13 protein-coding genes are annotated in these 12093 nt (G+C 59.2%); 7 read left to right on the forward strand and 6 right to left on the reverse strand.

The window, feature by feature from the left end; all coding sequences use genetic code 11:
• Window positions 1–57 precede the first annotated feature (57 nt).
• From A7P95_RS03130 to A7P95_RS03140, 3 genes are all read right to left on the reverse strand, one after another.
• Window positions 58–342, reverse strand: a complete 285-nt coding sequence (locus A7P95_RS03130) for a hypothetical protein (RefSeq protein ID WP_067591008.1) — start codon at window positions 340–342, stop codon at window positions 58–60.
• Window positions 339–761 carry a phage holin family protein gene (locus A7P95_RS03135; RefSeq protein ID WP_067591010.1) on the reverse strand — a complete coding sequence of 141 codons (423 nt, stop codon included), beginning with the start codon at window positions 759–761 and terminating at the stop codon, window positions 339–341. The genes A7P95_RS03130 and A7P95_RS03135 overlap by 4 nt, the downstream gene beginning before the upstream one ends.
• Window positions 762–843: 82 nt before the next feature.
• Window positions 844–1161, reverse strand: a complete 318-nt coding sequence (locus A7P95_RS03140; protein ID WP_067591013.1) for an ElaB/YgaM/YqjD family protein — start codon at window positions 1159–1161, stop codon at window positions 844–846.
• Between the two features lie 420 nt (window positions 1162–1581).
• Here A7P95_RS03140 and hemL point away from each other — a divergent pair, with 420 nt between their 5' ends.
• The 4 genes from hemL (at window position 1582) to A7P95_RS03160 (ending at window position 6243) form a co-directional block, all read left to right on the forward strand.
• The gene (gene hemL, locus A7P95_RS03145) at window positions 1582–2868 is read left to right on the forward strand and encodes a glutamate-1-semialdehyde 2,1-aminomutase (protein WP_067591016.1); all 1287 of its coding nucleotides are present in this window, start codon (window positions 1582–1584) and stop codon (window positions 2866–2868) included.
• A 137-nt stretch (window positions 2869–3005) separates the two neighbouring features.
• The gene (gene galU / locus A7P95_RS03150) at window positions 3006–3887 is read left to right on the forward strand and encodes a UTP--glucose-1-phosphate uridylyltransferase GalU (RefSeq protein WP_067591156.1); all 882 of its coding nucleotides are present in this window, start codon (window positions 3006–3008) and stop codon (window positions 3885–3887) included.
• A 176-nt stretch (window positions 3888–4063) separates the two neighbouring features.
• Window positions 4064–5644, forward strand: coding sequence for an inorganic phosphate transporter (locus A7P95_RS03155; RefSeq protein WP_067591019.1), 1581 nt, complete (start codon window positions 4064–4066; stop codon window positions 5642–5644).
• Window positions 5645–5883: 239 nt separating this feature from the next.
• Entirely contained in the window at window positions 5884–6243 is a 360-nt protein-coding gene (locus A7P95_RS03160; protein WP_067591022.1) for a hypothetical protein, read from the forward strand.
• Between the two features lie 137 nt (window positions 6244–6380).
• Here the strand turns inward: A7P95_RS03160 and secB are convergent, their stop codons facing one another.
• The 3 genes from secB to A7P95_RS03175 form a co-directional block, all read right to left on the reverse strand.
• Complete coding sequence (gene secB / locus A7P95_RS03165) at window positions 6381–6839, reverse strand: protein-export chaperone SecB (protein ID WP_067591024.1); 459 nt, start codon at window positions 6837–6839, stop codon at window positions 6381–6383.
• Between the two features lie 117 nt (window positions 6840–6956).
• Window positions 6957–8396 carry a D-alanyl-D-alanine carboxypeptidase/D-alanyl-D-alanine endopeptidase gene (dacB, locus tag A7P95_RS03170; RefSeq protein ID WP_067591027.1) on the reverse strand — a complete coding sequence of 480 codons (1440 nt, stop codon included), beginning with the start codon at window positions 8394–8396 and terminating at the stop codon, window positions 6957–6959.
• A 187-nt stretch (window positions 8397–8583) separates the two neighbouring features.
• Complete coding sequence (locus A7P95_RS03175; RefSeq protein WP_067591030.1) at window positions 8584–9270, reverse strand: OmpA family protein; 687 nt, start codon at window positions 9268–9270, stop codon at window positions 8584–8586.
• A gap of 207 nt (window positions 9271–9477) precedes the next feature.
• Here A7P95_RS03175 and A7P95_RS12315 point away from each other — a divergent pair, with 207 nt between their 5' ends.
• The 3 genes from A7P95_RS12315 to mtgA all read left to right on the forward strand — a co-directional run bounded on the left by A7P95_RS12315 (window position 9478) and on the right by mtgA (window position 11575).
• The gene (locus tag A7P95_RS12315; RefSeq protein WP_255593035.1) at window positions 9478–9609 is read left to right on the forward strand and encodes a hypothetical protein; all 132 of its coding nucleotides are present in this window, start codon (window positions 9478–9480) and stop codon (window positions 9607–9609) included.
• A 104-nt stretch (window positions 9610–9713) separates the two neighbouring features.
• Window positions 9714–10658, forward strand: coding sequence for a LysR substrate-binding domain-containing protein (locus A7P95_RS03180; RefSeq protein ID WP_067591033.1), 945 nt, complete (start codon window positions 9714–9716; stop codon window positions 10656–10658).
• A 152-nt stretch (window positions 10659–10810) separates the two neighbouring features.
• On the forward strand, window positions 10811–11575 hold the full coding sequence (mtgA, locus tag A7P95_RS03185; protein WP_082890704.1) for a monofunctional biosynthetic peptidoglycan transglycosylase: 765 nt from the start codon (window positions 10811–10813) through the stop codon (window positions 11573–11575).
• The last annotated feature ends 518 nt before the right edge of the window (window positions 11576–12093 follow it).

Below are 12093 nucleotides of genomic sequence, written 5' to 3' on the forward strand. Positions count from 1 at the left end.
GCGAGCTAACGCTGAGCGAAAGTTAAGTTGGTTTGCTATAGCATGGGGCGAGGCAACTTATTTGCCGGATTCGGCCGGCAAACTGCGCCACCAGCGCCACAGCATCCGCCCGGCCTTGGGCAGCAAGGCACGCTGTTTGGCCGGAGGCAGCACGGCAGCCTGCCACAGCAGCATGGCGGCAGGCAGGTGATCGGCCAGCTTGAGCCAGCGCTGCCAGTCGCTGCCGCGGCCTTGCTGCCGCTGGCGCTGTTTGAGCTGCTCGGCGCGGATTTTCAGGCGGGCGAGCTCGACTTGCAGCGCTAAGAGTTCGCGCTGCTGCTGTTTGCTTATCGGGCTGCTCATTCGGCTGGCTCCGTGTCGGCTTGGGGCGCGGGGGCGGGATGGTTGGGCGAACGGCCGCGCAAGGTGTCGATGTCGCGGCGCATATCGGCCAGGGTAGAGGCTACCTGAAAACCGGCCTGCCGCCAGCCGGATGCGGCGCGCGCCAAGGCCATCCAGGCAATCAGCAGCAGCAACACGGGCAGCCCGAAAAACACCCACGCTTTGGCCTGCGCCGGCAGCACCGCATCCAGCCCGAACAGCAGGCTGATCAGCGCGGCGAGCAGCATCACGCCGCCCACTGCCACGGCGGCGAGCATGCGCACCAATCCCGCCGCCTGGCCGGAAAGGTCGATGCCGAGGATTTGCAGGCGCAGCAGCAGCAAATCCACGCCCTGGTTCATCAGGAAGCGGAAGTGGTTGATATTCTGTTTCAGGCTCATGGCGGGCTCCTCGGCGGGGCGGCGGGCAAAACGCCCGCCTGCGCTTGATGGGGCAGGGCGGGCGGTGTATCAATGCGGCTGGTTAGCGGCGGTTGAGCAGCACGCCCACCACCAAGCCGGCCAGCGCGGCAAAGCCCATGGCGTAATACGGTTTTTCCTGCACCAGTTCGTCGGCCTGGCGCGCGGTTTGTTTCACGCGGTCTACGGCCACGTCTTCAAACTCGCCCAGCTTGCGTTGGGCGGCCTGCAATTTGCGTTGCAGCTTGCCGCGCAGCGCTTGGGCTTCTTCGCTGCCGTATTCGGCGCCGGCCTGGTAGAGCTCTTCCACGTTGTCCAGCACGTCGCGCACTTCTTTCATCAGCTCTTCTTTTTGCTGCTCGAAATCTTTCTCTTTGCTCATGGCGGTCTCCTTAGGGTGGGTAACGGCGCGGAAGGTGTGCCGTTTGGGCTAGTATATGGGTCGGGCGGCGGGGATTGCAAGCGCGGCGGCTTGATTTTGGTTTTGCAGAAACTTTGCCGCGTTATGGTTTAACCGCATTGAAGCTCGCGCTTTAGCTTCGCAGAAACTCACTTCGTTCGTTTTCAGGTAGCCTCAAAACATCGGGTGTTTCGTTTGCTTTGCTTTGGGCTACCTGAAAACCTGGATGCACGGTTTCTGCATGGCTTCGGCCGGATGGCTGCGTATATTTTTCAGGTAGCCTCTTCTCAACCTGAGGCTACCTGAAAACGCAGTGCGGCGGAGTTTGTGCGAAGCTAAAAACCCGGCAGCGGAATCTGCTAAAATCCGCCCGTTTCCATTTTTCTATTCAGGACTTCCGCCATGACCGACCGCAACCAACAGCTCTTTTCCCGCGCCAAAGCCGTGATTCCCGGCGGCGTGAACTCGCCCGTGCGCGCCTTCGGCAGCGTGGGCGGCGTGCCGCGCTTCATCAAAAAGGCCGAGGGCGCGTTTGTGTGGGACGAAAACGGCACACGCTATATCGACTACGTCGGCTCGTGGGGGCCGGCCATCGTGGGGCACGCGCATCCGGAAGTGCTGGAAGCGGTGCGTGAGGCGGCACTGGGCGGGCTTTCGTTTGGCGCGCCCACCGAAGCGGAAATCGTAATAGCTGAGGAAATCTGCCGCCTGGTGCCCAGTGTGGAGCGGCTGCGGCTGGTGAGCAGCGGCACGGAAGCCACCATGTCGGCCATCCGCCTGGCGCGCGGCTACACCGGGCGCGATCAAATCATCAAATTCGAAGGCTGCTACCACGGCCACTCCGACAGCCTGCTGGTGAAAGCCGGCAGCGGCCTGCTCACCTTCGGCCACCCCTCCTCCGCCGGCGTGCCCGCCGATTTCACCAAGCACACGCTGGTATTGGAATACAACAACATGGCGCAGCTGGAAGAAGCCTTCGCCCAAGCCGGCGGCCAAATCGCCTGTGTGATTTTGGAGCCTTTCGCGGGCAACATGAACCTGGTGCGCCCCACGCCGGCATTTCTGCGCGCACTGCGCGAGCTCACCGCCAAACACGGCGCGGTGCTGATTTACGACGAAGTGATGACCGGCTTCCGAGTGGCGCTGGGCGGCGCGCAGTCGCTGCACGGCATCACGCCGGATTTGACCACCATGGGCAAGGTAATCGGCGGCGGTATGCCGTTGGCGGCCTTCGGCGGCAAACGCGAAATCATGGACTGCATCTCGCCCTTGGGCGCGGTGTATCAGGCCGGCACGCTTTCGGGCAACCCGGTGGCGGTGGCGGCGGGCCTGAAAACGCTGGAAATCATTCAACGCCCGGGCTTCTACGAAAACCTCACCGCGCGAACCGAGCAATTGGTGCGCGGGCTGAAACAGGCGGCGGCACAAGCGGGCGTTGAGTTTAACGCCGACAGCGTGGGCGGTATGTTCGGCCTGTATTTTTCAGGTAGCCTGCCGCAGAACTATGCCGATATGGCGGCTTCGGATATCGACGCGTTTAAAACCTTCTTCCACGGCATGCTGGATAAAGGCGTGGCCTTCGGGCCTTCGGCCTATGAGGCGGCCTTTGTGTCGGCGGCGCACAGCGAAGAGCTGGTAAACGAGACCGTGGCGGCAGCGGCAAACGTGTTTGCACACATGGCGCGTTAATCCGAATGTTGTAAGGCTACCTGAAAATTTAGCTTCGCAGAAACTCCGCTGCGCTGCGTTTTCAGGTAGCCTTAGATTCACTTTAAGCCGCTATAATGCGGCATCTTTCCATTTTCAAGCCAAACAGAGACGAAATCATGCAACACCCCGTTCCGATCAAAAAAGCCGTGTTCCCCGTGGCCGGGATGGGCACGCGCTTTCTGCCCGCCACCAAGGCCAGCCCCAAAGAAATGCTGCCAATTGTGGATAAGCCGCTGATTCAATACGCGGTGGAAGAAGCCGTGGCCGCCGGCTGCACCGAGCTGGTGTTCATCACCGGCCGCAACAAGCGCAGCATCGAAGACCATTTCGACAAGGCCTACGAGCTGGAAACCGAGCTGGAACACCGCCACAAAACCGCGCTGTTATCGCATGTGCGCGACATTTTGCCGCCCGAGGTAACCTGCCTGTATATCCGCCAGGCCGAGGCGCTGGGTCTGGGGCACGCCGTGCTGTGCGCCCGCGCGGCGGTGGGCAACGAGCCTTTCGCCGTGATTCTGGCCGACGATTTGATCGACGCGCCGCAGGGCGCCATCGCGCAGATGGTCGACGTGTACCGCCAAACCGGCAACAGCGTACTGGGCGTGGAAACAGTGGAGCCCGCGCAAACCGGCTCCTACGGCATTGTGGAAGTGTCGCCTTGGCAGCAGTATCAGCGCATCCGCAGCATTGTGGAGAAGCCGAAGCCGGAAGAGGCGCCGTCGAACCTGGCCGTGGTGGGGCGCTACATCCTCACGCCGCGCATTTTCCAGCTGCTGCAAACCATCGGACGCGGCGCGGGCGGCGAAATCCAGCTCACCGACGGCATCGCCAAGCTGCTGGAGCACGAGCCGGTGTTGGCGCACGCCTTTGCCGGCAAGCGCTACGACTGCGGCAGCAAGCTGGGCTACCTGGAAGCCACCGTGGCCTACGGCCTGAAACACCCGGAAACGGCGGCAGCCTTCCGCGCGCTGCTGCAGGAATATAGCCGGGCGCAATAGTGCGCACAGCCATTGAGGCTACCTGAAAAAGGCTACCTGAAAACCACGTATTATTTTCAGGTAGCCTGATTTTGCGTGTGCTGCGGATGGGTTTTGGTATAATCGCCCCGTTTGCGTGGCGTGCCGCTGCCTGTGCGGCTGCCTTGTTTGAATTTCCGTTTGCAAAGAACACCATAATGGCCGCTTCCCCTGCTTCGCTGCGTTTGAAGAGCGTCAATTTCCTCGGTATTGCCGTGTTGTTTGGCATGTCCGGCTATTTCATCTATTGGGGGCTGGGCTACATCCAGCACCATCATGCGGCGCTGTTTATCCTGGCTGCGCTGTTCGGTATCTTCATGGCCTTCAATATCGGCGGCAACGACGTGGCCAATTCCTTCGGCACTTCGGTGGGCGCGGGCACGCTGAGTATCCCGCAGGCGCTGGCGGTGGCGGCGGTGTTTGAAGTGAGCGGCGCGATGCTGGCCGGCGGCGGCGTAACCGAAACCATCCGCAACGGCATTGTGGATTTGGGCGGCATGTCGCTGGAGCCTTTGCAGTTTGTGTATATCATGATGGCGGCGCTGGCGGCGGCTTCGTTGTGGCTGCTGTTTGCCTCGCAAAAAGGCCTGCCGGTGTCCACCACGCATTCCATCATCGGCGGCATTGTGGGCTCGGCGCTGGTTTTGGGCTTCTACAACAGCGGCTTGGGCGGCCTGAACATGGTGCGCTGGGACAAAATCGGCGAAATCGCCATCTCTTGGGTGCTCTCTCCGCTGTTGGGCGGGGTGACTTCCTATCTGATTTTCAAAAACATCAAAACCTATATCCTGGGCTACAACGTGGCCTCCAGCCGCCATGTGCAGCGCCTGCGCAAAGAGAAGCTGGCCTACAAGAAAGAACACAAAACGCGCTTCGAGCAGATGAGCGAGCTGCAACAGATGGCCTACACCGCCACCATCGTGCGCGACGCCCAGCTCTACAACGAAGGCCATTATCAGCCCGAAGAGCTGGCTTCCGACTATTACCGCGGCCTGCACGAAATCGACTGCCGCAAAGACGAAATCAACGCCTTCCGCGCCTTGCGCCTGTGGGTGCCGCTGGTGGGCGCGGTGGGCGGCATGGTGATGGCGGCGATGCTGCTGTTTAAAGGCTTGAAACATCTTAACTTAGGCCTGAGCACGCTGGACAACCTGCTGATTGTCGGCATGGTGGGCGCGGTGTTGTGGATGGGCACGTTTGCCTACGCCCGCACCCTGAAAACCGGCAACAACCTCGACCGCGCCACCTTCATCATGTTCAGCTGGCTGCAAGTGTTCACCGCCTGCTGCTTCGCCTTCAGCCACGGCTCTAACGACATCGCCAACGCCATCGGCCCCTTCGCCGCCATCATGGACGTGCTGCGCAGCGGTGGCATCGGCAGCGGCGGCGACATCCCGCCGATTACCATGCTCACTTTCGGCGTGGCGCTGGTGGTGGGGCTGTGGTTTATCGGGCGGGAAGTGATTGCCACCGTGGGCGAAAATCTGGCCAAGATGCACCCTTCCTCCGGCTTCGTGGCCGAGCTTTCCGCCGCCACCGTGGTGATGCTGGCTTCCGCGCTGGGCCTGCCCGTGTCGAGCACGCACATTCTGGTGGGCGCGGTGCTGGGCATCGGGCTGGTAAACCGCAATGCCAACTGGCGGCTGATGAAGCCCATCGCGCTGGCCTGGGTGATTACCGTGCCGGCGGCGGGGCTGCTGGCGGCGATTTGCTTTATCGTGCTGAATGCGGTGTTTTGATGAAGGCTACCTGAAAAAGTAGCGACATTTTTAGCTTCGCTGAAGCTGACGCTTTCAGGTGGCCTGAATGTTTGGCACAATCTTCATAGCAGTGGCGGATTTTATATCCGCCTTTTGCTTGCTGTGGTGCCGGCCTCGGGTGTTGTCATGAGGCTACCTGAAAATCGTGTGCGGCCGAGCATCGACAAAGCCAAAATATAGCCGGCACAGCACCACCAAACAACGGAAGAAAGGCAACCATGTCCGCAGACGAATTGGCCAGAAATTTCTATCTGGAAAAGCTTAAATTCCTTAGCTCTTGTTTTGAAGAACAGCCCGCCCATCCCAGCGCAGTCAATGCCAAGATCAAAGCCCTGCTGCTTAACGATGCCCAAGCAGCGCAGCTCAAGGAAGTGATAGACATGTTGCTGGACGACGTGTTCTATACCATCCTGTTAGGATTGGATGGCGAATGCGCGATAGGAAGCGTGCAGCAGACTTACAAAATTTATGATGAGCAGAGCCGCCTTATTTCCGATTGCGGCGAGCTGGAAGTGAGCGCGGGCAAGTATTTCAATGAGCGAAAATACGAAAAAGAGATGGACGAATCAAGGGAATAAGGGCGCAATGTTGAAGCGGCGTTTTCAGGTGCCTTCTGCCTGCGGCATGAGGCTACCTGAAAATCGGCAGCAGCTTAGAGTGAAACAAAAACAGGCTATGGCACTCCTGCCATAGCCTGTTTGGTATCGGTTGAATGTTAAGCGTTGCCGGCAGCCGGGGCGTTGGCGGCGGCCTGTTGCTGCTCGTACATGGCTTCGAAGTTGATCGGCGCCAGCACCACGGGCGGGAAGCCGGCGCGGGTGATGGTGGAAGACACGGCTTCGCGGGCGTAGGGGTAGAGGATGTTCGGGCAGGCGATGCCGAGCAGCACTTTCACGTCAGCTTCGGGAATATTGGCCAGGCGGAAGATGCCGCTTTGCGCCACTTCGTTCAGGAACAATACTTTGCCGTCGGCCAGCTTGGCGGTTACGGTTACGGTTACGGTAACGTTGTAGAAATCTTCTTCCAGTTTTTTATTGTCGGTGTGCACCTGCATTTCCACTTCGGGGGTTTCCTGATTGAGGAAAATCTCGGGGGCGTGAGGCACTTCCAAAGACAAATCGTTTACATAGAGTTTTTCCACGCTGAATACGGGTTGCTGTTGTTGTTCGCTCATATGGGTTCCTTCAAAAAAGGGTGAAAAAAACAAAACAGCGCTAGGCTACCTGAAAATGCCCGGCTTTGCCAGCTTTTCCTTGCCGGGTAAGGCATACGGCGGCTGTTTTGCGGAGGATTACTGGGCGGGGGCAGGCTGAACGGGGGCGGCGCCGTCCAGCTCGTCGGCATCGTGCACAATCCGGCGCACGAGGGCGTCCATATCGGGCAGGTAGCCGCCGGAGCGGTGGCTGTTGATGATCACAACCACGGCGAGTTTGCGCCCGCTAGGCGGCAGCCAGTAGCCGGCTAGGGCGCGCACGTTGCGCAGGGTGCCAGTTTTCATGCGCAGCGAGCGGCCGAGCTGGCGGAAGCGGCCGCGCAGGGTGCCGTCGGTGCCGGCAATCGGCAGGGTGTGGATGAAGCTGTCGCGGAAGGGCGAGCGGTAGGCTTGAAACAGCATGCTGCCGAGGAAGCGGGCGGTGAGGCGTTCGCGGCGCGACAGGCCGGAGCCGTTTTCCAGCACCAGGGCTTCGTCGTCCAAACCGGCGGCCACCAGTTGCCGGCGCACGGCCGCTTCGGCGTTGTGCACGCTGTGCGGGCCGCGTTCCTGATGGCCGAGCGTGAGGAACACGCTGCGGGCAATCAGGTTGTTGGAGTGTTTGTTCATATCGGTGAGGATTTCGCCGAGCGGCTTGGAATAGTGCGCGGCCAGAATGCGGCTGTTGGGCGGGGCGTTGCCGCGGCCGAAGCCGTAGAGCCCGCCCAGGCCTTGCGCCAGCCATTGCCCGCGGAAGCTTTCTTCGGCGAAGCGTTGGGCGTCGAAAACGTTGAGAAACATTTTTTCGCCGATACAGGCGGCGGGCAGGCGGCCGCGGAACACCAAAACGTTGTTTTCGAGCTTGGCGGAAACGTGGTTGGAAAGTTTGCCGCAGCGGCCCGTAGTTTCAACAACTTGGCTGGTGTCGGTGGGAATGCCGTAGAGCGGCGGATTGAGCAGGAAGGCGGGTTGGCCGGCTTCGTTGCGGGAGGCGGTGGCCCACAATACTTTGTAGGCAATCATGTGTGGATCGGGCGGGACAACGAAGCTTTCTTCGGCATCGTTTTCAAAGCCGTCGGCGCTGCCGGCGCTGCCCCATACTTGGCGGTCGAGCACCACTTTGCCGTTGAGCGAGAGGATGCCTTGGCCGGTGAGCTGCCGCTGCATGGCCAGTAAGTCGGGCTGGTCGAAGCCCGGGTCGCCGCTGCCCACCCAGTATAAATCGCCCTGCAAAGCGCCATTGGCAATGGGGGCATTGCTGCGCCATTCGGTTTGCCAGCGGAAATTGCCGCCCAGTGCGCGCAAGGCGGCGAAGGTGGTTACCAGCTTCATGGTGGAGGCGGGGTTCATCGACACGTCGGCACGGTGGGCGAGCAGGATTTCGCCGCTGTCGAGATCTTGCACGTAAACGGCAGCTTCATCCGGCTGGATACGGCCGAAATCCAGGGCAAAGGCTACCTGAAAAAAACAGCTGAAGAGAAGGGTGACCAGCAGGCGGCCAATGGATGGGCGGGGAATACGGGTGAATTTTTCCGGCATGGGCTTGGTTGGGCAAGTGGAGTGAGCAGAACGTTTATGCAGCCTGAATTTTATGGGTTGACGGTGTGGGTGGCACGGGCTAAGCAAGAGTTGGCTTGCTATCAGGAGAATCAGGAAAATAAAAAATGAGGAACTGAACTTTTATCCAAAGCTCAGTTCCTTCATGGTTATCAGCTAGTCGGCTAAATTAGCGAGCCGGCTGTTCTACCACGGTGCGGATGCGAACGTCTACGCGACGATCCGGTTCGATACATGCAATCAGAGCGCTGCGTTTGCGAGCGGCAGAAGCGCGACGACCCAAGTTGCGAACTTCTTGCTGACACTGCTCGGTCATCTTAGCTTGAGATTCGCCCAAGCCAACAGCAGAGATTTTCTCGGCAGGAACACCGCGGCTAACCAAGTACTGGCTAACAGTATTAGCACGGCGCTCAGACAAGCGCTGATTGTAGGCATCGCTACCCATAAAGTCAGTGTTGCCCTCAACACGTACAGACTGCACATTGCTGCCAGCCAGACGCTGAGCCAATTGATCCAGAGTAGTACGAGCCTCAGGTCTCAAATTGAATTTATCAAAGCCGAACAGGAAGTTAGAAGCTAGAGATAGTACTTCCTCGTTTGTCTGTGCCTGAATAGGTGCATCAGGCCGACGATCGCCACACTCTACCAAGCCCAAACGGTCAACTTCGCTATTCAGGAAGTCGTTTTCCCAGCACTCATGAGCGCCGTTGGGCTCATAGTTGGAACGAACCACTTCGCGAGACTGCTGGCTGATGGTGTAGCCGTATTTTTCGTTACTGAAGCTGCTGTCTGCCATGGCGGCGCCGGAAGCAACCAAGGCCAAGAACAAAGCACCAAATTTAAGCTGTTTGGTCATGTTATTCCCTCATCAAAAAATTTGTTATGCGCAGACTTGCAAGCTTTGCAGCATGCCGGCCTTCACAAAAATCACCATATACGGACCGCTCGAAAACAGCGGTTATCCAAATATATTCGGGCTACCACTATAAAAAACCAAACCCGAACTGTCAATAAGGAATTGGCTGCCCGCTGGGCGGACGCCTCCGTTTCCTACGGGGCAATCATGCCCAAAATCGTTCTTGCTGTCAGCATGATATTGGGAAAAGCGGGGGATATTTCTTATCAAGTTGCTAAAAAGCAACAAAATCTGCCGTGTTTGGGCAATAGCAGCCAAAATGGCGGCGGCGGGCTGTGATACCATTTCGGGCCGGTTCGGTTTGCAATTCCAACCGGCCTAGCGGCGTTCGGCACGGCGGCCGCGCTGTCGTATAAATCTGACAAAACAAACTTTGGAGCCTTATGAAGCTGCAACAGCTGCGTTATTTCCTGGAGGTGTACCGCTGTAATCTGAATATTTCGGAGGCGGCGGAAATCCTGTTTACTTCCCAGCCTGGCATTTCCAAGCAGATTAAGTTGTTGGAAGACGAGCTGGGCGTGCAGCTGTTTGTGCGGCACGGCAAGCGCATTGCAGCGGTCACGCCGCCGGGGCAGGCGGTGCTGGAGATTGCCGAGCGCATTTTCCGCGACGTGCAGAGCATCCGCAATATCGGCACGGAATTTGCCGAGCAAGACAGCGGGCGGCTGACAATTGCCACCACGCACACCCAGGCGCGGCATGTGCTGCCGCCGGTGGTGGCCGAATTTTTCCGGCAATATCCCAAGGTGGAGCTTTCGCTGCTGCCGGCGGAGCCTTCGGCGGTGGACCGCATGGTGGCCGAGGGGCTGGCGGATTTCGCCATCAATTCGGAGGACGGCGAGCGCCATTCCGAGCTGCGCTACATCAGCGCGCGCGTTTGGAACCGCTGCGTGCTGGTGCCGAAGGGGCACGATTTGGCGGGCAGGGCGCGCATCGGGCTGGCGGATTTGTCGGGCACGCCGCTGATCGGCTATACCGATGCGGCGCAGGATACAGCTTTGCAGGCGGCGTTTGCCGGCAGCGGGCTGCCTTTGCCGAAGGTGGTGTTGTCCAGCGTGGATGCGGGCGTGATCAAAACTTATGTGCGTGCCGGGCTGGGCGCGGGCTTGCTGGCCGATGCGGCCTACGACCCGGAGCGCGACGATGATTTGGCCTGCCTGCGGGCAGACCATCTGTTTAAGCCGTCGTTGACCTATATCGTGGTGCGGCAGGATGCCTATCTGCGCAACTATGCCTACGATTTCATGCAGCTCTATTTGCCCGGCCTCAGCCGCGAGCGCATCGAGCAGGCGCTGTACGAGCCGATTCGCGAGGATTTCTCGATTTGATGTGCGGCGGTTTGCGTTTGGCTTGGCAAGGCGTCTTTATTTTTCAGGTAGCCTGTGCGGCTTGGCAGAAGGCTACCTGAAAAACCGGCTTCGCTCCCGTTCAAACCAGATTCCTTTATAATCGTCCCGCTTCCCTTCGATTGATATTGCCGATGAATACCCATACCCCCACTCCCGCGCCTGTTGCCGCCCCCGTTCTGCCCCGCCCCCAGCCCGCCAAAAAACGCCCCGGCCTGCTGCGCCGCTGGTTTAAGCGCCTCGTGTGGGGCGTGTTTCTGTTGCTGCTCGGCTTCCATCTGCTCGTGTTCCTGTTGCTGGCCTACTGGAAAAGCCAGCCCGTGCACACCAGCGCCTTCATGCTGCGGCACAACCTTTCCACCCTCTCCCGTGTGCATCAAACCTGGGTGGACGACGACCAAATCGCCCGCGTGGTGAAACAAGCCGCCATCGCCAGCGAAGACGCCCAATTCAGCAACCACGACGGCTTCGACTGGAACGGCATCGAACACGCCATGCGCCGCAACCAGCGCAGCGGCACCATCCGCGCCGGCGGCTCCACCATCAGCCAGCAGCTTGCCAAAAACCTGTTTTTGTTTGCCGAACGCTCCTACGTGCGCAAAGCCGAAGAAGCCGTGATTACCGTGATGCTGGAAAACATGTGGAGCAAAGAGCGCATCCTCACCGTGTATCTCAACGTGGCCGAGTTTGGCAACGGCATCTACGGCATCGAAGCCGCCGCCCAACATTACTACCGCAAGCCCGCCTCCCGCCTGCGCGCCGGCGAAGCCGCCTCCCTCATCGCCATGCTGCCCAACCCCAAATACTTCCAAGAACACCGCCACGACCGCCGCCTGCGCAACAAAACCCGCATCATCCTGCGCCGCATGGGCAGCGCCGATTTGCCGCCCGACGAATAGCCGGCCGCCAAAGCAAAAGGCTACCTGAAAGCGGGCGAAGCGGGTTTTGGCGAAACTAAAAACCGTTTTCCGATTTTCAGGTAGCCTTTAATGGTTGTGGCGAGCGTTGAACTTCAGGCCGCTTGCTAAGTTTAGGTAGTCTTCTCATTTCTACATCGTTCACCTTTGCGCCTTATGCCGGCGCGGGCACTTCCTTTTCTTTGCTTCGCCAAAGAAAAGGAAGCAAAAGAAAGACGACTGCGGGCACAGGTTTGCTACGCAAACTTCCCTCACTCCACGCAATTTTTCGGGCGGGCTCGCAACTTGCGGCTTCGCCGCTTCGAACATGCAAGCCCTTGTTCCCCGAAAAACCGCGCTCCGTTCGGCTGCGCCAGCAGAAGAAGGTGCAGCCCAATCATTCGCACCAAGTTTCCCCTATTTGGTTTCGCAAAAAGGGTTATGTTGTCTGAAGATGGGAAGGCTACCTGAAAACTATTCCCCTTCCCCAGGCAGCCCTCCCGCTTGGCGAAACAAATACT

The organism is Eikenella longinqua, assembly GCF_001648355.1.
Taxonomy (GTDB): domain Bacteria; phylum Pseudomonadota; class Gammaproteobacteria; order Burkholderiales; family Neisseriaceae; genus Eikenella; species Eikenella longinqua.

Bases quoted from the DNA above. Each gene is read 5' to 3' on its own strand.
- A7P95_RS03130 (WP_067591008.1), bottom strand. From the start codon at position 342: ATGAGCAGCCCGATAAGCAAACAGCAGCAGCGCGAACTCTTAGCGCTG.
- A7P95_RS03135 (WP_067591010.1), bottom strand. From the start codon at position 761: ATGAGCCTGAAACAGAATATCAACCACTTCCGCTTCCTGATGAACCAG.
- A7P95_RS03140 (WP_067591013.1), bottom strand. From the start codon at position 1,161: ATGAGCAAAGAGAAAGATTTCGAGCAGCAAAAAGAAGAGCTGATGAAA.
- hemL (WP_067591016.1), top strand. From the start codon at position 1,582: ATGACCGACCGCAACCAACAGCTCTTTTCCCGCGCCAAAGCCGTGATT.
- galU (WP_067591156.1), top strand. From the start codon at position 3,006: ATGCAACACCCCGTTCCGATCAAAAAAGCCGTGTTCCCCGTGGCCGGG.
- A7P95_RS03155 (WP_067591019.1), top strand. From the start codon at position 4,064: ATGGCCGCTTCCCCTGCTTCGCTGCGTTTGAAGAGCGTCAATTTCCTC.
- A7P95_RS03160 (WP_067591022.1), top strand. From the start codon at position 5,884: ATGTCCGCAGACGAATTGGCCAGAAATTTCTATCTGGAAAAGCTTAAA.
- secB (WP_067591024.1), bottom strand. From the start codon at position 6,839: ATGAGCGAACAACAACAGCAACCCGTATTCAGCGTGGAAAAACTCTAT.
- dacB (WP_067591027.1), bottom strand. From the start codon at position 8,396: ATGCCGGAAAAATTCACCCGTATTCCCCGCCCATCCATTGGCCGCCTG.
- A7P95_RS03175 (WP_067591030.1), bottom strand. From the start codon at position 9,270: ATGACCAAACAGCTTAAATTTGGTGCTTTGTTCTTGGCCTTGGTTGCT.
- A7P95_RS12315 (WP_255593035.1), top strand. From the start codon at position 9,478: ATGCCCAAAATCGTTCTTGCTGTCAGCATGATATTGGGAAAAGCGGGG.
- A7P95_RS03180 (WP_067591033.1), top strand. From the start codon at position 9,714: ATGAAGCTGCAACAGCTGCGTTATTTCCTGGAGGTGTACCGCTGTAAT.
- mtgA (WP_082890704.1), top strand. From the start codon at position 10,811: ATGAATACCCATACCCCCACTCCCGCGCCTGTTGCCGCCCCCGTTCTG.